This is a genomic window from Pseudarthrobacter sp. C4D7, from assembly GCF_013359725.1.
Taxonomy (GTDB): domain Bacteria; phylum Actinomycetota; class Actinomycetes; order Actinomycetales; family Micrococcaceae; genus Arthrobacter.
Genome location: NZ_JABFMW010000019.1, coordinates 65,726 through 84,927, shown reverse-complemented (window position 1 = coordinate 84,927; position 19,202 = coordinate 65,726). Strand labels below are relative to the sequence as shown.

Here is a 19,202-nt window from a genome sequence, read left to right as displayed (position 1 = left end):
CCATCAGCCGCGTTCACAACCTCAGTGGGAATTACAACTAGCGCGGTGGATCAACGGATGCCGCAGCACAGGACGTCCTGCAGGGGGCAGGCCTTGGCCAACCTCCGGGTGGATCCTGCCGCCCGTATAATTTGGGGTAGGACAGTGCCGCAGCGCACCGGGAGGAACGGTCATAGTGGCGGAATTGCCTAGCTCCACCAAGAATGAAGTTGTCGGCGGACGCTACCGTTTGGGTGACGTTGTGGGCCGGGGCGGCATGTCGTCCGTGTACTGTGCGCGGGATGAAAACCTGGGCCGCGACGTCGCGTTGAAGCTCTTCGCACCCCAGGCACCGGACGCCGACGAGCTCAAACGGCAGGAAGCGGAAATCCAACTCCTGGCCACGCTCAACCACCCGGGCCTGGTGACGCTGTTCGACGCCGGGATCGACGACCGCATTCCGGACGAACCGCGGCCCTTCCTGACCATGGAGCTCGTGGAGGGCCAGGACCTGCGCGCCAGGATCCGCCACAGCAGGGTCCCGCTGGAGGAGCTGTCCGTCATCGGCGCCGGCATAGCCGATGCCCTGGCATACGTCCACGACCTTGGCATCATCCACCGGGACATCAAGCCGGGCAACATCCTCCTGGTCCAGATCCGGCCGGGCGAACCGCTGCGGCCCAAGCTCACGGATTTTGGCATCGCCAGGATTGTCGACTCCACCCGCCTCACCGCAACGGGCACCATGGTGGGTACCGCCGCCTACCTCAGCCCGGAGCAGGCGCTGGGGAAGCCGCTGTCCTCCGCCACGGATATCTACTCCTTCGGGCTGGTGCTGCTGGAGTGCATCAAGGGCAGCGTGGAGTACCCCGGCAGCGCGGTGGAATCCGCGGTTGCCAGGCTCCATCGCGCCCCGGAAATTCCCGACGACGTCCCGCCCGAATGGGCCGACCTCATCCGTTCCATGACCACCCTCGAGCCGCTTGACCGGCCCACGGCAGCGGAGATCGAAACGGCGCTGCGCCAGGCCCTGGTCTCCCCCGCGTCCACGCCGGGGCAACTGGCTCCGGAAGCCACCCGGGTCCTGCCCGCCATGCCTTTCCGCCCGCCCACCATTACTGCCGAAGAGTCAGTGGACGACGTCCGGGAAGCAGCCGCCGCCACCGGGGCTGGGACGCCGGCCCTGGCGTCAGCAAGCCCGGAAACCAGGCCCGGGAGGTCAGCCGTCAGTTCGGCAGCCAAGGGCGTCCGAAAACCCCGCCTCTCCCGGAACCAGCGGATCTGGCTGGCCGTGCTGCTTGGGGTACTGGTGGTTGCCGCGGCCGCCGCAGCGGTGATGATGAGCATCTCCGCCCGCCCGGCCGACGTCGTCCCCTACCCGACGGTGACCGGTACCCTGGGCGACCACCTTCAGGAGCTCCAAAAGAGCGTGGCGCCGTGACCCTGGGGCAGGGCGCCCCGGGCCGGCTGCTGCTGGCCTGCGCGGCGGCACTGCTGGCGGCAACGGTCCTCAACGCCTGCGCGGCGCCGGGCAGCGGACTGCAGCGCGAGGCCGCAACCCAGCTCCAGGCCCGGGTGCTTGACGTGAGCCAGGCATCCTCCCGGAACGATCCGGCGGCCGCGCTCAAGGCGCTGGAAGGTTTGGAGGCGGACCTTTCGGCGGCGCAGGCGAAGGGCCAGGTATCCGAAGAGCGCCGGCGCAGCATCATTACGGTGGCTACCGCTGTCCGCGCGGACCTCAATGACGCGGTGGCTGCGCAGGCGGCGGCCGCGAAGGCAGCCGAAGATGCCCGTGCCGCCGCCCAGGCAGCAGAGGAACCTTCACCGGCACCCGCTTCGCAGGCAGCCCCCGGCCCGGCACCGGCGCAGGGCGACGCCACCGGCAACGGTGCGGACGCCGGCAAGAACAAGGGCGACAAGGGCAAGGGCAAGAACTGAGCAGCACCGCACCTGGCGGGGCGGCACAACAAAAGAAGCGGTGCCCCGGTGGAAACCGGGGCACCGCTTCTTTACTGCCCTGCCAGCTGGTCCTAGGACAGGCTGGAGATGACCTTGTTCAGGGTGGCGGAGGGACGCATGACGGAGGAAGCCTTGGCCTCATCCGGGCGGTAGTAGCCTCCGATGTCCACCGGTGAGCCCTGCACCTCAGCCAGCTCGCCCACGATGGTTTCCTCGTTGGCGGAAAGCTCGTTGGCGACGGAGCTGAAGGCGGCGGCCAGGTCGGCGTCGTCCGTCTGCTTGGCCAGTTCTTCAGCCCAGTAGCGGGCCAGGAAGTAGTGGCTGCCACGGTTGTCCAGCTCGCCGGCGCGGCGGCTCGGGGACTTGTTCTCCAGCAGGAACGTGCCGGTGGCGCGGTCCAGCGTGTCGGCCAGGACCTGGGCGCGGGCGTTGCCCGTGGTGGTGGCCAGGTGCTCGAAGCTGACGGCCAGGGCCAGGAACTCACCCAGGCTGTCCCAGCGAAGGTGGTTTTCCTTCAGGAGCTGCTGGACGTGCTTAGGGGCGGATCCGCCGGCGCCGGTCTCGAAGAGCCCGCCGCCGTTCATCAGCGGAACAACCGAGAGCATCTTGGCGCTGGTGCCCAGTTCCAGGATGGGGAACAAGTCCGTGAGGTAGTCGCGGAGCACGTTGCCCGTAACGGAAATGGTGTCCTCACCCTTGCGGATGCGTTCCAGGGTGAAGGCGGTGGCCTTGACGGGGGCCATGATCTGGATGTCCAGGCCCTCAGTGTCGTGGTCCTTCAGGTACTCGTTAACCTTGCCGATGAGGTTGGCGTCGTGGGCGCGCTCCTCATCCAGCCAGAACACGGCGGGCGTCTGGGAGGCGCGGGCGCGGGTGACGGCCAGCTTGACCCAGTCGCGGATCGGGGCGTCCTTGGTCTGGCAGGCGCGCCAGATGTCGCCCTCGGAAACCTCGTGCTCCACCAGGACGTTGCCGGAGCCATCCACGATCTGCACCTTGCCGGCTTCCTGGATTTCGAACGTCTTGTCGTGGCTGCCGTATTCCTCGGCGGCCTGCGCCATGAGGCCCACGTTGGGGACCGTGCCCATGGTGGTGGGGTCGTAGGCGCCGTTGGCGCGGCAATCGTCGATGACCACCTGGTAGATGCCGGCGTAGGAGCTGTCCGGCAGCACTGCGAGGGTGTCGGCTTCCTTGCCGTCCGGACCCCACATGTGGCCGGAGGTGCGGATCATGGCGGGCATGGAGGCGTCAACGATGATGTCGGAGGGCACGTTCAGGCTGGTGATGCCCTTGTCGGAGTCCACCATGGCCAGTGCTGGGCCGTCTTCCAGGCCCTTCTTGATCAGGGTCTGCACGCCGGCGCGGACATCTTCGGGCAGGTCTTCAAGGCTGCTCAGGATGGCGGCAAGGCCGTTGTTGGGGCTGATGCCGGCGGCGGAAAGCTGCTTGCCGTAGGTCTCGAACAGCTCGGCGAAGTAGGCCTTCACCACGTGGCCGAAGATGATGGGATCCGAGACCTTCATCATGGTGGCCTTCAGGTGCGCGGAGAACAGCACGCCTTCTTCCTTGGCTCGGGCCACCTGGGCCTTCAGGAACTCGTCCAGGGCGGCGGCGCGCATCACGGTGCCGTCGATGACCTCACCGGCCAGGACGGGGAAGGCCTTCTTCAGGACCTTGACCGAGCCGTCTTCACGGACCAGCTGGATGGCGATGGTGCCGTCGGTGTCGATGACCACGGACTTCTCGTTGGAACGGAAGTCGTCCTGGCCCATGGTGGCCACGTTGGTCTTGGACTCAGGGGTCCACGCGCCCATGGAGTGCGGGTTCTGGCGGGCGTAGTTCTTGACGGACAGCGGAGCGCGGCGGTCCGAGTTGCCTTCGCGCAGGACCGGGTTCACGGCCGAGCCCTTGATCTTGTCATAGCGCGAACGGATGGCGGTTTCCTCGTCGGAGGACGGGTTGTCCGGGTAATCCGGAAGCGCGTAGCCCTGGCCCTGCAGCTCTGCGATGGCGGCCTTCAGCTGCGGGATGGAAGCGCTGATGTTGGGCAGCTTGATGATGTTGGCTTCCGGCGTCTTCGCCAGCTCACCGAGTTCAGCAAGGGCGTCACCGATCTGCTGCTCGGGGGTGAGGTAGTCACCGAACACAGCAATGATGCGGCCGGCGAGCGAAATGTCGCGGGTCTCCACCTCCACACCTGCAGTCGAAGCGAACGCCTCGATGATGGGCAGGAACGAATAGGTAGCCAGCATCGGCGCTTCGTCGGTGTGGGTGTAGATAATCTTGGACATGCGCGGGCGTCTCCCTGTGGGTCGGCTTGGTTGTGAAAAATTCGGTCTATTTCACCATGTACAACTTACCCGAGGACAAGGGTTTGAGCCGTACCGGGGTCCCAGAGTTACCCCGGCGGCGGGCAGGATTACAGCGATGGAGAACAGCCGACGGCGGGCGGCGGGCGGGTGCCGGGGCCCGGCGTCGCCACTGTGGTCACCCCGGCCGGCGGCCCGCGCAGGGGGAAAGGCCCTTGGGTGGGTATCTGATATCTCACTACTGTGTACAAACGTGGCGGGTGGCGATAAATTCGCAAGGTCACTCCCGATCCAGGGCCCAACCCCGTTCAGACAGGACAACAATGACACGCACCAGGTCTCTGGCTTCCGGCCTCCTCACCCTCTCGGCGGCCGCCGTGCTGGCTCTTACCTCGGCCGGCGGAGCCTCAGCCACCCCCGCACCGTCAGACGGAAAGGCGAACCCCTCGGTCGCCAGCATCACGCTCAATGCCGGCGGCGCAGCAGACTACTGGACCCCCGAGCGGATGCAAAGCGCCCTGCCTGGAGACACCTTGGCCGGCAAGGCCCTGGAACGCGGCAACCGCTCCAGCGCCCTCCTGGCGGCCAAGGGCAAGCCCTCGTCCACCAAGGGCACCAAAGGCAAACCCACCATCGCCCAGAGCGAGAAACCCGTCGCGCATATCGGCAAGGTCTTCTTCACCATGGGCGGCGCCAACTACGTGTGCTCGGGCAACGCGGTCACCTCGGACAACAGCAGCACCGTGGCCACGGCCGGGCACTGCGTGAACGAAGGTCCCGGCGCCTACGCCACCAACTTCGTCTTCATCCCCGCCTACGAGAACGGCAACGCTCCCTACGGCAAGTGGGCCGCCGACGCCCTGTACGCGCCCACCCAGTGGGTGTCCAAGGGCGACATGACCTACGACACCGGGTTCGCCGTCGTCGCTCCCGATGCCAAGGGCCGCCTGCTGACCGACGTCGTGGGCGGGTCGGACGTGGCCTTCAACCAGCCGCGGGGCTTGACCTACACGTCGTACGGCTACCCGGCCGCGTCACCGTTCAACGGCGAGACGCTCAAAAGCTGCACCGGCACTGCCACCGATGATGCCAACAACCCGCAGTTCGGCACCCAGGGAATCCCCTGCGACATGACGGGCGGCTCCTCGGGCGGCCCCTGGTTCATGGGCATTGGATCGAACCGGGCCCAGAACTCCATCAACAGTTACGGCTACAACCGCAACCCCGTGATGTACGGCCCGTACTGGGGTTCCGTCATCGAGGCCACCTACGCCGATGCAGCGGCCTCCTAGGGAACCACACCCGGACGGGGATCCGGTCAGCCACGTTGATCTGGCCCAGTCCCGCGAGGAAGTCCTCGCGTACTGGACCGATGAACGGATGGCTGCGGCGAAACCCCGGGAGATTCAGCTTCCGGAGCCCGGTCCAGGCCAGGACGGCCAGGACTAGACCGAAACAACAACGACGGCGCCCGTCCCCTTCGCAGGGGGCGGGCGCCGTCGTCTGTTAAAGCCACCATCGATTGCTCCGCATTTGTCGTTACTACGCGTGAAAACGACAAATGCGTGGGCCCACACCGGTAGGGTTCCCTGGCCGAGCCTGCGAGGGTAGGGAACCGGTGGGGAGCAGTCGATGCGGTGGGATCAGTGGAAGAAGTGGCGGGCTCCCGTGAAGTACATCGTGATGCCGGCAGCGTTGGCCGCGGCAATGACTTCCTCATCCCGGACAGAACCGCCCGGCTGCACCACGGCGCGGACGCCGGCGTCAACCAGGATCTGCAGGCCGTCGGCGAACGGGAAGAACGCGTCCGAGGCAGCAACGGCACCGCGGGCGCGCTCAGGTGCGCCGCTCGCGTCCGCGTTGGAGGCACCGCCGGCACCCTCGACGTCGGACTCCACCGTGACGCCCAGCGTGTTGGCCCGCTCCACTGCCAGGCGGCACGAATCAAGGCGGTTGACCTGGCCCATGCCGATGCCCACAGCGGCGCCGTTCTCCGCCAGGAGGATGGCGTTGGACTTCGCGGCCCGGCAGGCGGTCCAGGCGAAGGCGAGGTCCGCGAGGGTCTTTTCGTCCGCGGCTTCACCGGCGGCGAGGGTCCAGTTGGCGGGGTTGTCGCCGTCGGCGTCCACCTTGTCGCTGACCTGCACCAGCATGCCGCCGGAGACCTGGCGGAACTCCGTGGGGTAGCGGCCGTAGCCCTCGGGCAGGGCCAGCAGGCGGATGTTCTTCTTCTTGGAGAGGATTTCCACGGCCTCCGGCTCGAATCCCGGAGCGATGACCACCTCCGTGAAGATGTCCTTGACGGTGTTGGCCATGCCGGCGGTCACGGTGCGGTTCGCGGCGATCACGCCACCGAACGCGGAGACCGGATCGCAGGCATGGGCCTTGGCGTGGGCGTCGGCGATGGGGTCCGCGGCACCGGCGGATCCCACGGCCACGCCGCACGGATTGGCGTGCTTGATGATGGCGACGGCGGGCTCGGCAAAGTCGTAGGCGGCGCGCAGGGCAGCGTCGGCGTCAACGAAGTTGTTGTAGCTCATGGCCTTGCCGTGCAGCTGGTCCGCCTGGGCGATGCCCACCGGCGCAGCCTTATCCACATACAGGGCAGCCTGCTGGTGCGGGTTCTCGCCGTAGCGCAGGACCTCGGAGCGCTCCAGCGACAGGCCGGCGTAGGCGGGCCAGTCGATGACGCCGTCGCCGTCCTCGTCCAGGAACTGGCTTGCCGTCCAGGTGGCCACGGCGTTGTCGTAGGCTGCCGTGTGGGCGAACGCCTTGGCGGCGAGGCGGCGGCGGGTCTTCAGGTCGAAGCCACCGGCGGCGGCAGCTTCCACCACCTGGCCGTAGAAGGACGGATCCACCACAATGGCGACGGCGGCGTGGTTCTTCGCGGCCGACCGCACCATGGCGGGGCCTCCGATGTCGATCTGCTCCACAACGTCGTCCTGCGCGGCACCGGACTTGACGGTCTCCACGAACGGGTAGAGGTTCACTACCACCAGGTCAAAGGCTTCGATGTCCATGCTGGCAAGGGTTTCCATGTGGGCCGGGACGCGGCGGTCCGCCAGGATCCCGCCGTGCACCCGCGGGTGCAGTGTCTTGACGCGGCCGTCCAGCATCTCCGGCGAACCGGTGACTTCCTCGACCTCCTGCACGGGAATGCCTGCGGCGGCGATCTTCTTGGCCGTGGACCCGGTGGAGACGAGCTTTACGCCCGCTGCATGCAGGCCCTGGGCGAGCTCCTCCAGACCGGTTTTGTCGTAAACCGAGATCAGCGCCCGGCGGATGGGTACACGGTCAATGGATAGGCGCTCATGCTGCGTGAAGCTCACAAATGTCTCCGTCTTATCTCGCGGAACCAGGCCGCGGTTGGTGGGGATAGGGCCAGTTTATCGTGACGGGCGCAGTTGCCCCGTGTGTCTGCCGGAGTGTGAACGCGGCGGGCCGGGCTAAAGTTTGACCAGGAGGCGGCAATGAACACTTACACCACTGTGCCCAGCGGCGAACAGGTGGTCCAGGAACTGCCCTGGCGATGGAAAGTCCAGGGCAAAATCTTCCTGATCGGGGGCCTGGGTTTCATGTTCGATGCCTGGGACGTGACCCTGAACGGCATTCTGATTCCGTTGCTGTCCAAGCACTGGTCGCTGTCCGCCGGAGAGGCGGCGTGGGTAGGCACGGCGAACCTGGTCGGCATGGCCCTGGGTGCCTTCATCTGGGGCACCATCGCGGACACCGTGGGCCGGAAGAAGGCGTTTACTGCCACTTTGCTCCTGTTCTCCATCTTCACCGTCCTGGGCGCGTTCGCGCCCGATTTCATCTGGTTCTGCGTCTTCAGGTTCATGGCCGGCTTTGGCCTGGGCGGCTGCATTCCCGTGGATTACGCCCTGGTGGGCGAGTTCACCCCCCGCAAGCAACGCGGCAAAGTACTCACCGCCATGGACGGCTGGTGGCCCGTCGGCGCAGCCCTTGCAGGATTCGTCTCGGCCGGCCTGGTGGCACTTTATGGGGACTGGCGCCTGACCATGCTGGTGATGGTGCTTCCTGCCCTGCTGGTCTTCTGGATCCGGCGGAGCGTGCCGGAGTCCCCGCTGTTCCTGATCCGGAAGGGCCGAAGGGATGAAGCCGCCAAAATCATTGACGGCCTGGTCAAAGCCACGGGGGCGGAACCACGCGCGTACAGCCTTCCCGATGCCCGGGACGTCCAGCGGCTTTCCGCCGGCAGCGCCTGGACGCAGCTGCGCTCGGTGTGGCAGTTCAACTGGAAAATTACAGCTGCCGCCTGGTCCCTGTTCTTTAGCATCCTGCTGGTGTACTACCTGTCCCTGACGTGGATGCCCAGGATCCTCATCGGCGCCGGCTTCGCCGAGTACAAGGCCTTCGTCACCACGGCGTCCATGGCCGCCGTCGGCTTCCTCGGCGTGGTGGTGGCAGCGCTCCTGGTGGAACGGGTCGGCCGCAAATGGATCCTCGCCATCACCGGGCCGCTGTCGGCGCTGACCCTGGTGATCGTGGCATTCGTGGTGGACATCCCCACGGCCGCGGTGTTCTGGCTGCTGGTGTTCGGGTTCGTGGTGCAGGTGGCCATCCCGGTGCTCTACGCCTATGTGTCCGAGCTGTACCCCACCGAACTGCGCGGCACCGGATTCGGCTGGGCGTCCACGTTCTCGCGGCTCGGAGCGGGGTTCGGGCCGCTGGTGTTCGCCAGCTACTTCTGGCCTGAACTCGGGCTGGCCACGTCCTTCGCCCTGGCCGGCGCGCTGGTGCTGGCCTCGGTGCTGTGGATGGCGTTCTTCTCCCCCGAAACGCGCCAGGCCCGCCTGCAGTAACCGCGCTAGGCGGCGGAGTACGCCGGGTCGGCGGCGAGGGCCGCCAGGGTGGAGACGAGCAGTTTGCGCTCCACCACCTTGATGCGTTCGTGCAGGGTTTCCTCGGTGTCGGAGTCCTCGATGGCCACGGCTTCCTGGGCAATGATGGGGCCGGTGTCCACCCCGGCGTCGGCCCAGTGGACGGTGCAGCCGGTGACTTTGACGCCGTATGCCATGGCATCGCGCACGCCGTGGGCGCCCGGAAAGGCGGGGAGCAGTGCCGGGTGCGTGTTGAGGTACCTGCCGCCGAACGCGTCGATGAAGCCGGGGCTGACGATCCGCATGAACCCGGAGGAAACCACCACGTCGGGCTGGTAAGCAGCCACAGCCTCGGTCAGCGCCTGGTTCCAGTCCGCGCGGTCCTGGTAAGCCTTGAAGTCCACCACGAAGGTGGGGATGCCGGCTGCAGCGGAACGTTCGACGCCGTAGGTTCCTTCGCGGTCTGCGCCCACCGCCGCGATGTCCACGCCAAGCTCCCCCGCCTTGACGGCGTCAATGACTGCTTGAAGATTGGACCCGGTTCCGGAGACGAGGACGACGATACGCATTGGTCCAGCTTAAGTGCAGGCTCGCGTACGCTGGAAAACATGAACAGCGAACCGGGCCGGAGCGGGCAGCAGCAGGCGAAATCCCCGCTCAGTGAGGCGGCGAAAGCCTCCCTCGCCAAGACCCACACCCTGTTCCGGATGTTCGTGGTCTCCGTCCTGGGGGCGTTCTTCGTGTACCAGCTGGACGTCGCCTACCTGTGGCTGGCTGCGGTGCTCACCGCCGCGGGCCTGGTCCTGGGGATTGTGCTGCTGGTCCGGTCGATCCGGCTCAGGGAATCCAAACTGGTCCTCCTGGGCACCATTTCAGGGATGGTGGTTGCAGCGGTCATGGTGCTGCTGATCGTGACCACCATGATCCTGTTTGACCAGGTCCGCGAGTACCAGGCCTGCCTGGGCCGGGCCCTGACGGACCGGGCCACCCACGCCTGCATGGCGCAATTCCAGGACGTGCTGCCCACGAAGGTCCGTTAGCCCGCCGGCGGAATCAGTGGACAAGCTCCGCATCGAACTCCGCGGTCCCGGACTTCTCCCGTTCCAGCCATGGCCCGGCAGCGTAACCGATAACCACGCCGACGCCCACCTCGGCAGCCACCCACAGGCCCGTCCAGAGCGGGTCCGGACCAATGGCGGTCAGGCGGCCCAGCCCGGCTGATCCCCTGGCGATCCATGCCAGGCCCACGGTCAGCAGCCCCGCAGCAGCGCCAACGAGCACTCCGAGCACCAGCGTGGACACCGCGGCCGTGAACCACCGGGTGTGGACCTTGATGGCGAGCCACTCGTCGAAGTGGTTTTCACCCTCGCGGAGGAACCACCATCCCGCCATGACGCCGGCCAGCACCGGAACAACCAAGGCAACGAACCCGTAGTCCAGGGAGCCCGACGGGATGGCGGCCAGGACCGGCACGGATGGAAGGGGCCCGACGGCGGTGCCCAGTGCCCCGGCCACGGAACCTTCCCCCATGGCGAAGCCGGCGCCGGACGCCCAGGCGAGGGCGAACATCACCAGGTTGGGCAGGAAGCCCAGTTGCGCGATGGTGAGGGCGGCACCGCCCACGGGACCGGCGTCGAGTGCCTCGTAGACAGACACCACCAGGTTCCAGTGGATGAACAGGTCAACGGCCAGCAGGACCGCGGCCAGGGTAAGGGCAGATAGGACGGCCACAGACCCCGCTTTGGCCACCGAAGCGAAATAGGATCCGGCCCAGCGGGAGTGCTGGCTGGTACGGGAGATCCAGTCCACGGCGTCCACGCCGATGAGGCGGCTCCAGGATTCGGCTTCCCGCCGCGCACCGATGACCATTCCCAGCCCGAAGGGGACCAGGGGCACCAGCATGGCGTACCAGAGGTTGATGCCAACATCGGCACTGCGGCAAACAAAGCCTGTGGCCATGCCGAATGCTGCGTAGACACCCCAGGATCCGAGGAGTGCCTGCCACAGCTGGTCTGTGTAGGAGGCGCGGGCCAGACGCCGGCCCGCACGCCAGGCCAGGCCGAACGGAATAAGGGTCAGGCCCAGGGGAATCAGGCTCAGGATGCCGGATCCGCCGTGCGTGGCGGTGCCGGGTCCGGTCCCGGCAAGTTCCAGCGGCACACCGTGGACCAGGAGCCACGACTGGCCGGCCAGGCGGGCCAGGGCCTCGAACTGGCCGTTCTGGAAACCCGCGGTGGCCCAGACTGCCACGATGGGCGCCACCACCACCAGGGCCGAAATAATGGCTGCCTGCGCCGCTTCAAGGGCGCCCTGCAGCCATAACGGCATGGGAAGGCCACGGTCTCCGGTCTGATCAGCGCGCAGTTTCATCGTGGTCCATGGTGTCACGCCGGGCGCCCCGCCCCCGCGAACGACAGGCTTCCGGGCGCCACCGATCACCGACCCAGGGCTGCGCCCGGCGGCGCTTTTTGCCCTGCACGGCCGTAAAATTGGTAGAAACCGGGACCCGCCGGCCCGCGGAGGGCAAAGTGCGGAGCACCCTCGCCGCCGGACGTGGACAGCGCCGGCCATGAACCCGGATTCAACCAACCGGGACAACAGGAGCCGCGAATGAGAGATGAACCGTAAGTTCTGAAGATATTCGTCCTACTGGCTGGTGCAGCCCACGCCTTCAGCGCGGCTGCACCAGCGTTCAGTTAAGTCCGGCCGGCCTATTCATGCTCCTGCGCGTTGGTCCTGGTGACATACTTGCGCAGCCGTGCGCGGTCGTGGGCGCCGCTGTCGCCGCCGGCACCAAGTCCGTCCGTTGGAGTTCCGGCGTTAAGGTCTGCATCACCCTGCAGGTCCACGTCGTCCGCATCCCGCGCCTCGCCGGCGAGCGCCTCGGTGTAGGTGCGTGCGCCTTGGTCGTAATACGTGTAGAGCCGGTCTTCTTCCTCGGGGGTCAGGTGGCCGTCCGCGTCCACGCGCGGCGCATCCTTCACGTGTTCCTTGGTGAAGGGAACCACCAGGTCCTCGCCCTGGTGGTGGGCGCCCTCTACGGGAACAAACGACTCGGAGGTGCCGAAGAGCCCGGTTTTGACCGTGACCCACGTGGGCTCGCCCGTGTCATCGTCCGCGTACAGTTGGCCGATTGAACCGATTTTCGCACCGTCTGAGCCGACGACGTTCCCGCCCTTGGTGAGCAGGTTTTCAAGGTTTTCCCTGTTGAGCATGACGTCTCCTTGGATGGTCCCGTGCACTGGATCTGCCAGCGCTGGACGGTCCGGACCGGGGCTGGATCCCGTCACCCGGCGTCCGGCCCCGGCTGCTTGAGGCTCTGCGCTGACTGAATGCCCCACTACCGTAAGCATGCTTAGTATCAAATGCCAAGCCTGCTTAGTAATTTTTCCGGCGCCGCGGCAGTTGTTCACCTGGCCTTTTCCTCGGGGTAATGCGTCCTCCCCCGCCGCGTCAAGGACGGACCCCACGGTGGAGAGGTGAGGATCGCAATCGTTGCCGAATCTTTTTTGCCGCTTATGAATGGCGTCACCCATTCCATCCTGCGGGTCCTGGACCATCTCCAGGACCGTGGCGACGACGTGCTGGTCATCGCCCCCTCCGGGGATGACGGGGCGCGGGAAGACCAGGTCAAGGGGGCGGAGGTCCACCGGCTTCCTGCGGTGCCGCTGGCCGGGTACGCGAATGTGCGGGTGGCACTGGGAGGGGTGTACCGGGTCAAGCGAATCCTTGCCGAGTACGCGCCCGACGTGGTGCATCTTGCCTCGCCGTTCGTCCTTGGCTGGCGTGCCGCCCAGGCCGCGCACCAACTGGGGATTCCCACCGTGGCCGTTTACCAGACCGAAATACCCAGCTACGCCGGCCGGTACGGCGTTCCATTCCTGGAGAACTGGGCATGGAACCGGGTGGAGAACATCCACTTGCTGGCCACCCGCACCTTGGTGCCCTCCACGTTCGCGCTGAACCAGCTGCGCGGCCGGGGCATCCCGCGGGTACGGATGTGGCGCCGCGGCGTTGACACGGCACGGTTTGCCCCGGAAAAGCGCGACGACGGCTGGCGGGCCTCTGTGGCCCCCGGCGGTGAACGGATCATCGGCTATGTGGGCAGGCTCGCCGTCGAAAAGCAGGTGCAAGATCTCGCCGCCCTGGCCGGTATTCCCAACACCCGGCTGGTAGTGGTGGGCGACGGACCGCAGCGGGCCGCCCTAGAGGCCGCCCTCCCCCACGCGGCGTTTACCGGGTTCCTGGGCGGTGACCACTTGGCGCGGGCCGTTGCATCGTTCGATCTGTTCGTCCATCCCGGCGAGTTCGAAACCTTCTGCCAGACCATCCAGGAGGCCATGGCATCGGGTGTGCCGGTGGTGGCCACGGGCCGGGGCGGCCCGCTGGACCTGGTGGAAAACTCGCGCACCGGGTGGCTCTACGAACCGGGAGACCTGGCCGCGATGCGCACCCGCGTGCAGGACCTGGTGGGCGACGACGCCAAGCGCCGGGCGTTTGCCGCGGCAGCACACGCATCGGTCCAGGGCAGGACCTGGCCGGCGCTCTGCACGGAACTCGTGCAGCACTACGCCGACGTTATCGCGGGGGCTTCCGTACCGCCCCCGAAGACCTCAAGGGCAGGAGCCTCTTCATGATCGTTTCCGTTATTGGCTGCGGCTACCTCGGCGCGGTGCACGCGGCAACGCTGGCGTCCATGGGCCATACGGTCGTGGGCATCGACGTGGACCCCGGCAAGGTGGCACAGCTGGCCCGGGGAGCCGCCCCGTTCCACGAACCTGGCCTGGATGAACTCCTGGAGCACGGCCGCGCCACCGGGCGGCTGCGCTTCTCCACCGATCCCGCCGACGCGGCGGACGCACAGGTGCACTTTTTGTGCGTGGGGACGCCACAGGACAAGGCGTCCGACGCCGCCGACCTCACCTTCCTGGTCTCCGCCGCGACGGCCGTGCTGCCGCACCTGGCCGCGGGCGCCGTCGTCGTGGGTAAGTCCACGGTGCCTGTTGGCACAGTGGAGATGCTCCGGGACGTCCTCGCCGCGCGGCCTGACGTGCTGCTCGGCTGGAATCCAGAGTTCCTTCGGCAGGGCACGGCCGTGAAGGATTCCCTGGTGCCGGACCGCCTGGTCTACGGCGTGGCCGGCGGCCGGGCCGCAGCGTTTCATCCCGCATCCGGCGCGGCAGTGGGGGTGACGGCGGCCCTTGACGCGGTCTATGAGCCGTTGCTGGCTGCCGGCATTCCGCGCCTGGTCTGCAACTTCGCCACGGCCGAGCTCATCAAGTCGGCCGCGAACGCCTTTCTGGCCACGAAGGTCAGTTTCATCAACGCGGTTGCCGGACTGTGCGATGCCGCAGGCGCCGATGTCGGCGAACTGGGCGAGGCAATGGGACTGGACCCGCGGATCGGCGGCCGGTACCTGCAGGCGGGGCTTGGTTTCGGCGGCGGCTGCCTGCCCAAGGACATCCGCAGCTTCCGCGCCCAGGCCGCCACCTTGGGTGTGCCCGCGCTGGAGGACTGGATGCGGCTGGTGGATGCGGTGAACCTGGGCCAGCGCGAACGTACGGTGGACCTCGCGGCGGAGCTGTGCGGCGGGAGCCTCGCCGGGCGTGCCATTACCGTGCTGGGTGCATCGTTCAAACCCGAGACGGATGACATCCGTGACTCCCCTGCCCTGGATGTGGCGGACCGGCTGGCCGCAGCCGGCGCCCACGTCACCGTAACGGACCCCAAGGCGGTGAACCTTGCCTGGCGCCGCTACCCGCGCCTGCGCTTTGAGGCGTCCACGGAAAAGGCACTCCAGGGGGCTGGGCTGGTGCTGCTCCTCACCGAGTGGGACGAGTACCGGCAGCTGTGTCCCGCGGCGGCCGGGCAGCAGGTACGGCGCCGCGTGGTCCTGGACGCACGCAACGTGCTGGATGCAGCAGCCTGGCGGGAACAGGGCTGGGTGGTGCGTGGGCTGGGGACTCCCGCCGACGTCCCTGCGACAGTGGCGGCCGGAGCCCGGGGTTAGCCCAGCAGCCCCAGCTCCGCGAGGGCAAGGGCTACTCCGCCGCCGGCCGGGGCGGCGGTGACCCTGTCCGCTGCGGCGAGAACGGCGGGATGGCCGCCTTCCACGGCGATGCCCACCCCCGCGTACTCGAGCATTTCGATGTCATTGGCGCTGTCGCCGATAGCCACGATGTCTGCCCGGTCCAGGCCGAGCCGGGCTTCCACCACCTGGATCCCCACGGCCTTGTGGGTGCCGGCCATGAAGATTTCCCCGGCACGCCCACCCAGCGCCGACAGGGAACTGGGGATCAGCCCCACCCCCGGGCCGAAGGATTCCATGAGGCCGGACAGCGGCACCGCTGAGTCAAAGCAGGAGATCTTCGCGTAGGACGTTGCGCGGAGGTCGTCCGCGTACTGCATGGGTCCCAGGATGTCCTCCAGCGGATCCACGTCGGTGCCGAGGACGCCGTCGTGCTGTGGGCGGCCTGCAAAGATGGGTCCCAGCACCTCCCGGAGGCGCACGTCCACGCCTGTCCGCCCGTAGAGGGCCTCCGGGGCTTCCAGGATGTAGGCCGCGCCGTGGGCGTCCAACGTCCCAACAATGCGCGCCGCCAGTTCCGACTCGAACCGCGTGTCCTTGAGGACCTCACCGTTGAGCTCCACCCTGGCACCGGCGCCGGTTATGGTGCCGTCGAATCCCGCATCCAGGATGTGCCCTGGAACCATGGAGAGCGGACGTCCGGTGCAGACGAACACCAGGTGGCCCAGCTGACGGGCTGTCCGCACCGCCTCAACGTGCGCTGCCGGGGCAAGTCCATGGTCAGCATAGGTACCGTCGATATCGAGGAATATGGCCCGCGGCCGCTGGGTCTGGCTGGACATGCCGGGGCTCCTTCGTCAGATGCAGGGATCCACAATCCTATCGGCAGCCGCATTTCCCGCGGCGATGAATTCCGCTAATTCCCGGGAAACTGACAGTCATCCTGTGATATTCAGGGCCTTGCAGAGTAGTAAGCCTGCTGATTGAATGAGGGAACCGGAAATGGGGGCCCGGCACAACTTACTGACAAGGAGTGGCAACATGGGCATTATCGGATTTCTCATTTTGGGCCTGATTGCTGGAGCCATTGCAAAGGCCATCCTGCCGGGCCGCCAAGGCGGCGGCTGGGTGATCACCATGGTCCTCGGCGTCGTGGGAGCCATCCTGGGCGGCTGGATCGGATCGCTGATCTTCGGCGGTGGCCTCGCAGAGTTCTTCGACATCAGGACTTGGCTGCTGGCCATCCTGGGCTCCATCATCGTGCTGCTGATCTACGGCGCCGTCACCAACCGCAGCGGCCGCCGCGCGTAACCGTCTATCCACGCCATTACCAAAAGGCGCCGGACTCCAAAAGGAGGACGGCGCCTTTTCATGTCCTCTGCAACCGCAACAAATGTGTTGTGCCGATTACCGGCCCAACTCGGCCTTGCCGCCTTTATGATTGCGAAGGGGTGGTGTGATGACCGGTTTTACGGGCCGTGACAACAATGTGGCATTACAAAATTTTGGCGTCGTCATGGACGCCAGCCCGGATGCGCTCCTGGCCCTGGCCGCGGACGGCACCGTGCTTGCCGCCAATGTGGCAGCGGCACGCTTGTTTGCGCTGGAGCAGGAAGCCTTCACGGGCATGGACCACCGGCAGCTGTTCGGCGAGGGCTTCCGTGACGACGTAGCCCAGCTGCTGGACCTGCTCCACAGCCTGCCGGAAGGGCATCCAACACCCCGGGACGTCACTGCCCTGCGCCGCGACGGAACCGAAGTCCCCATAGAACTTGCAGCGGCGCTCCTCCCCCGCCACCACGAAGGCACGCCCACCACCGGTGCAGGCATCACGGACCCGGCAGGCGCACGGCTGCTGCTTTCTGCCCGCGGCACTGCCCACCGCAGGACCGCTGACGCCAACCTGCGGGAAGCCATGTCCCTGCTGGCGGCGACCCTGGAATCCACCGCCGACGGCATCCTGGTGATCGGCACCGACGGCAGCGTGGCCGGATTCAATGAGCAGTTCCTCACCATGTGGGGCATCCCTCCGGAGCTGATGCAGGGCACCAGCGATGAACCGGTCATGCAGCTCATCGTGGGGCAGGTGGCGGACCCGGTGGTCTTTGCCGCACGGCTGGGTGAACTCCAGCAGGAACCGGCGGCCGAAAGCCACGACGTTGTCGAGTTCCGGGACGGCCGCACCTTCGAACGGTATTCCCGCCCGCAGCGGGTCGGCGAGCAGATCGTGGGGCGGGTGTGGAGCTTCCGCGATGTGACGCCGCGCCGGAGAGCCCAGGAGCAGGCGCAACAGGCCATGATGGACCTCGCCGTGCAGGCCGAAAAGCTGCGCGCCATGGCCTTCCAGGACCCGCTGACGGGGCTCGCCAACCGGGCTGTCTTCAACGACGCCCTGGCCGAATCATTGCAGGAACCGCGGCTGAAGACCGTGGATGTGCTGCTCCTTGACCTGGACGACTTCAAGGAAGTCAACGACATCCTCGGCCACCAGGCAGGCGATGACATGCTCGTCGAGGTGGCGCGCAGGCTCCGCGGCTGCGTTCCCACGGCCGACGTCGTGGCCCGGCTGGGCGGCGACGAATTCGTGGTGCTCCTGACGGCCTGCCCCGATGCGGATGCGATTGCGGCGTGCATCGTGCGCTGCCTGCACGTTCCGGTGACCATCGCCGGCACCGTCCTCCGTCCCAGCCTGAGCCTGGGGCTCGCCTCCCTGGGACAGGACAGCGTGGGCCCGTCCGAGCTGCTGCGGCACGCGGACATTGCCATGTACGCGGCCAAGGCGGCCGGCAAGAACCGGTTCCTGCGCTTTCACCCGGACATGATGCAGGCACTGGTGCAGCGGACGCATATGGAGGGCGGCCTCCAGCTGGCCGTCGCCCGGGGCGAGATCACCGTGGACTTCCAGCCGATCGTGTCGCACCGGATGGGGCAGGTGGTCCAGCTGGAGGCCCTCGCCAGGTGGGACCGGGACGGGGAACGGATACCGCCGTCGGTCTTCATCCCGCTCGCCGAGCGCACCGGACTGATCAGCGAGATCGGGGCCGAAGTAATGGCCACCGGAATGGTCCAGCTGGCGCAATGGCTCAGCGAGGACCCGTCGCGGTCCCTGGCCGTGAACGTCTCCGGCGTCCAGCTGCAGGAACCCGACTTCGCGGGGAATGTGCTGCGCCTGGCCGAAGCCAGCGGGGTGGCGCCCTACCAGCTGGTCGTGGAAGTAACCGAGAGCGTCTTCTTCGACGCCGACTGCAGCCTGATCCAGCAGCTCAGCGCGCTGCGGGACGCGGGCGTGCGGGTGGCGCTGGATGACTTCGGCACCGGCTATTCCTCGCTGGGCCGGCTGCAGGACCTGCCCGTGGACACCGTCAAGATCGACAAAACGTTCGTGTCCATGGTGCGGACGGGCAATGAGCGCCTGCCGATCCTCAGCTCCATGATCAACATGGCGCACAGCCTGGGCCTGACCGTTACGGCGGAGGGTATTGAGACTGCGGCCCAAGCGGACTACCTGACGGCGCTGGAGTGCGATTCGCTGCAGGGGTACCTGTTCTCGCTGCCGGAGCCCGGCGACAGGCTGCACCAGGCTTTGCACCACGCGGGAGAAGCCCTCAGCGCGTTGAAGGGCAGGTAGCCCGAAGCGTCCGGGTCAGGCAGCTTCCTGGCGGCCCGGGCGCTGCGGCTTGGCCGGCGCGGGCTGGGAGGACTGGGATTGGCCGTTCCGTGGCTGGCCCTGCTGGGATACGTCCCCTGCACCGGCGGGGACGCCGTCCGGGTTGGCAGTCGCGGAGGCGGCAGCGCGGTTGCGGCGCCAGCGGCGGACCAGGTCCACGGCGGCCAGGAGACCCGCGAGGGGCGTCAGTACGGCTGCGGCATATACGAACAGCATCCAGGTCAGGGTGGTCAGCGGCGGCTGGTTGTTGTTCAGCAGCGACAGCCCGCCCAGCATGGCCACGACCCAGAAGAGCAGGACGGCGGTCAGCACGGCACCGGCGGGGAAATACTGGTTGGTCACGACTTTTTTCAGGGTATCCATGCACTTCCTCCTGCCTGGCCGGGGGACGGCGGAAGCCGTTCACTCACCAGTATGGG

The 19,202-nt window shown here is 67.1% G+C and carries 16 protein-coding genes; 9 read left to right on the top strand and 7 right to left on the bottom strand.

Annotated elements, in window-relative coordinates; all coding sequences use genetic code 11:
• Positions 1–172 precede the first annotated feature (172 nt).
• Both HNO81_RS13920 and HNO81_RS13915 read left to right on the top strand, forming a co-directional pair.
• The gene (locus tag HNO81_RS13920) at positions 173–1,420 is read left to right on the top strand and encodes a serine/threonine-protein kinase (protein ID WP_175318703.1); all 1,248 of its coding nucleotides are present in this window, start codon (positions 173–175) and stop codon (positions 1,418–1,420) included.
• Positions 1,417–1,917 (top strand): hypothetical protein, encoded by a 501-nt coding sequence (locus tag HNO81_RS13915; RefSeq protein WP_371818264.1) that lies wholly within the window; start codon positions 1,417–1,419, stop codon positions 1,915–1,917. The genes HNO81_RS13920 and HNO81_RS13915 overlap by 4 nt, the downstream gene beginning before the upstream one ends.
• Before the next feature lie 92 nt (positions 1,918–2,009).
• Here HNO81_RS13915 and HNO81_RS13910 read toward each other — a convergent pair whose 3' ends face one another.
• The gene (locus HNO81_RS13910; RefSeq protein ID WP_175318694.1) at positions 2,010–4,229 is read right to left on the bottom strand and encodes an NADP-dependent isocitrate dehydrogenase; all 2,220 of its coding nucleotides are present in this window, start codon (positions 4,227–4,229) and stop codon (positions 2,010–2,012) included.
• Between the two features lie 341 nt (positions 4,230–4,570).
• Here HNO81_RS13910 and HNO81_RS13905 point away from each other — a divergent pair, with 341 nt between their 5' ends.
• A complete protein-coding gene (locus tag HNO81_RS13905) occupies positions 4,571–5,539 on the top strand; it encodes a serine protease (RefSeq protein ID WP_175318693.1) in 969 nt (322 codons plus the stop codon).
• A 351-nt stretch (positions 5,540–5,890) separates the two neighbouring features.
• Here the strand turns inward: HNO81_RS13905 and purH are convergent, their stop codons facing one another.
• Entirely contained in the window at positions 5,891–7,576 is a 1,686-nt protein-coding gene (gene purH / locus HNO81_RS13900; RefSeq protein WP_175318692.1) for a bifunctional phosphoribosylaminoimidazolecarboxamide formyltransferase/IMP cyclohydrolase, read from the bottom strand.
• 141 nt (positions 7,577–7,717) lie between these two features.
• Between purH and HNO81_RS13895 the strand changes: the two genes are divergently transcribed.
• Positions 7,718–9,070 (top strand): MFS transporter, encoded by a 1,353-nt coding sequence (locus HNO81_RS13895; protein ID WP_175318691.1) that lies wholly within the window; start codon positions 7,718–7,720, stop codon positions 9,068–9,070.
• A gap of 5 nt (positions 9,071–9,075) precedes the next feature.
• On the opposite strand, the gene purN is transcribed toward HNO81_RS13895, so the two are convergent.
• Positions 9,076–9,657 carry a phosphoribosylglycinamide formyltransferase gene (gene purN / locus HNO81_RS13890; protein WP_175318690.1) on the bottom strand — a complete coding sequence of 194 codons (582 nt, stop codon included), beginning with the start codon at positions 9,655–9,657 and terminating at the stop codon, positions 9,076–9,078.
• A 39-nt stretch (positions 9,658–9,696) separates the two neighbouring features.
• On the opposite strand from purN, the gene HNO81_RS13885 reads away from it, so the two are divergent.
• Positions 9,697–10,128, top strand: coding sequence for a hypothetical protein (locus tag HNO81_RS13885; protein ID WP_175318689.1), 432 nt, complete (start codon positions 9,697–9,699; stop codon positions 10,126–10,128).
• Between the two features lie 13 nt (positions 10,129–10,141).
• Here HNO81_RS13885 and HNO81_RS13880 read toward each other — a convergent pair whose 3' ends face one another.
• Positions 10,142–11,458: a DUF6350 family protein gene (locus HNO81_RS13880; RefSeq protein WP_175318688.1), complete on the bottom strand. Its 1,317-nt coding sequence runs from the start codon at positions 11,456–11,458 to the stop codon at positions 10,142–10,144.
• A gap of 341 nt (positions 11,459–11,799) precedes the next feature.
• Complete coding sequence (locus HNO81_RS13875; RefSeq protein WP_175318687.1) at positions 11,800–12,303, bottom strand: PRC-barrel domain-containing protein; 504 nt, start codon at positions 12,301–12,303, stop codon at positions 11,800–11,802.
• Positions 12,304–12,567: 264 nt separating this feature from the next.
• Between HNO81_RS13875 and HNO81_RS13870 the strand changes: the two genes are divergently transcribed.
• Together HNO81_RS13870 and HNO81_RS13865 are read left to right on the top strand one after the other, a co-directional pair.
• Entirely contained in the window at positions 12,568–13,725 is a 1,158-nt protein-coding gene (locus HNO81_RS13870) for a glycosyltransferase family 1 protein (RefSeq protein ID WP_175318686.1), read from the top strand.
• Positions 13,722–15,098: a UDP-glucose/GDP-mannose dehydrogenase family protein gene (locus tag HNO81_RS13865; protein WP_175318685.1), complete on the top strand. Its 1,377-nt coding sequence runs from the start codon at positions 13,722–13,724 to the stop codon at positions 15,096–15,098. The genes HNO81_RS13870 and HNO81_RS13865 overlap by 4 nt, the downstream gene beginning before the upstream one ends.
• On the opposite strand, the gene HNO81_RS13860 is transcribed toward HNO81_RS13865, so the two are convergent.
• The gene (locus HNO81_RS13860; RefSeq protein WP_175318684.1) at positions 15,095–15,958 is read right to left on the bottom strand and encodes an HAD family hydrolase; all 864 of its coding nucleotides are present in this window, start codon (positions 15,956–15,958) and stop codon (positions 15,095–15,097) included. The two genes, HNO81_RS13865 and HNO81_RS13860, sit on opposite strands and share 4 nt — an antisense overlap.
• Before the next feature lie 199 nt (positions 15,959–16,157).
• On the opposite strand from HNO81_RS13860, the gene HNO81_RS13855 reads away from it, so the two are divergent.
• Together HNO81_RS13855 and HNO81_RS13850 are read left to right on the top strand one after the other, a co-directional pair.
• Complete coding sequence (locus HNO81_RS13855; protein ID WP_175318683.1) at positions 16,158–16,427, top strand: GlsB/YeaQ/YmgE family stress response membrane protein; 270 nt, start codon at positions 16,158–16,160, stop codon at positions 16,425–16,427.
• A gap of 148 nt (positions 16,428–16,575) precedes the next feature.
• A complete protein-coding gene (locus HNO81_RS13850) occupies positions 16,576–18,744 on the top strand; it encodes a bifunctional diguanylate cyclase/phosphodiesterase (protein WP_254703480.1) in 2,169 nt (722 codons plus the stop codon).
• A 15-nt stretch (positions 18,745–18,759) separates the two neighbouring features.
• On the opposite strand, the gene HNO81_RS13845 is transcribed toward HNO81_RS13850, so the two are convergent.
• Complete coding sequence (locus HNO81_RS13845; protein ID WP_175318682.1) at positions 18,760–19,146, bottom strand: hypothetical protein; 387 nt, start codon at positions 19,144–19,146, stop codon at positions 18,760–18,762.
• Between the last annotated feature and the right edge of the window lie 56 nt (positions 19,147–19,202).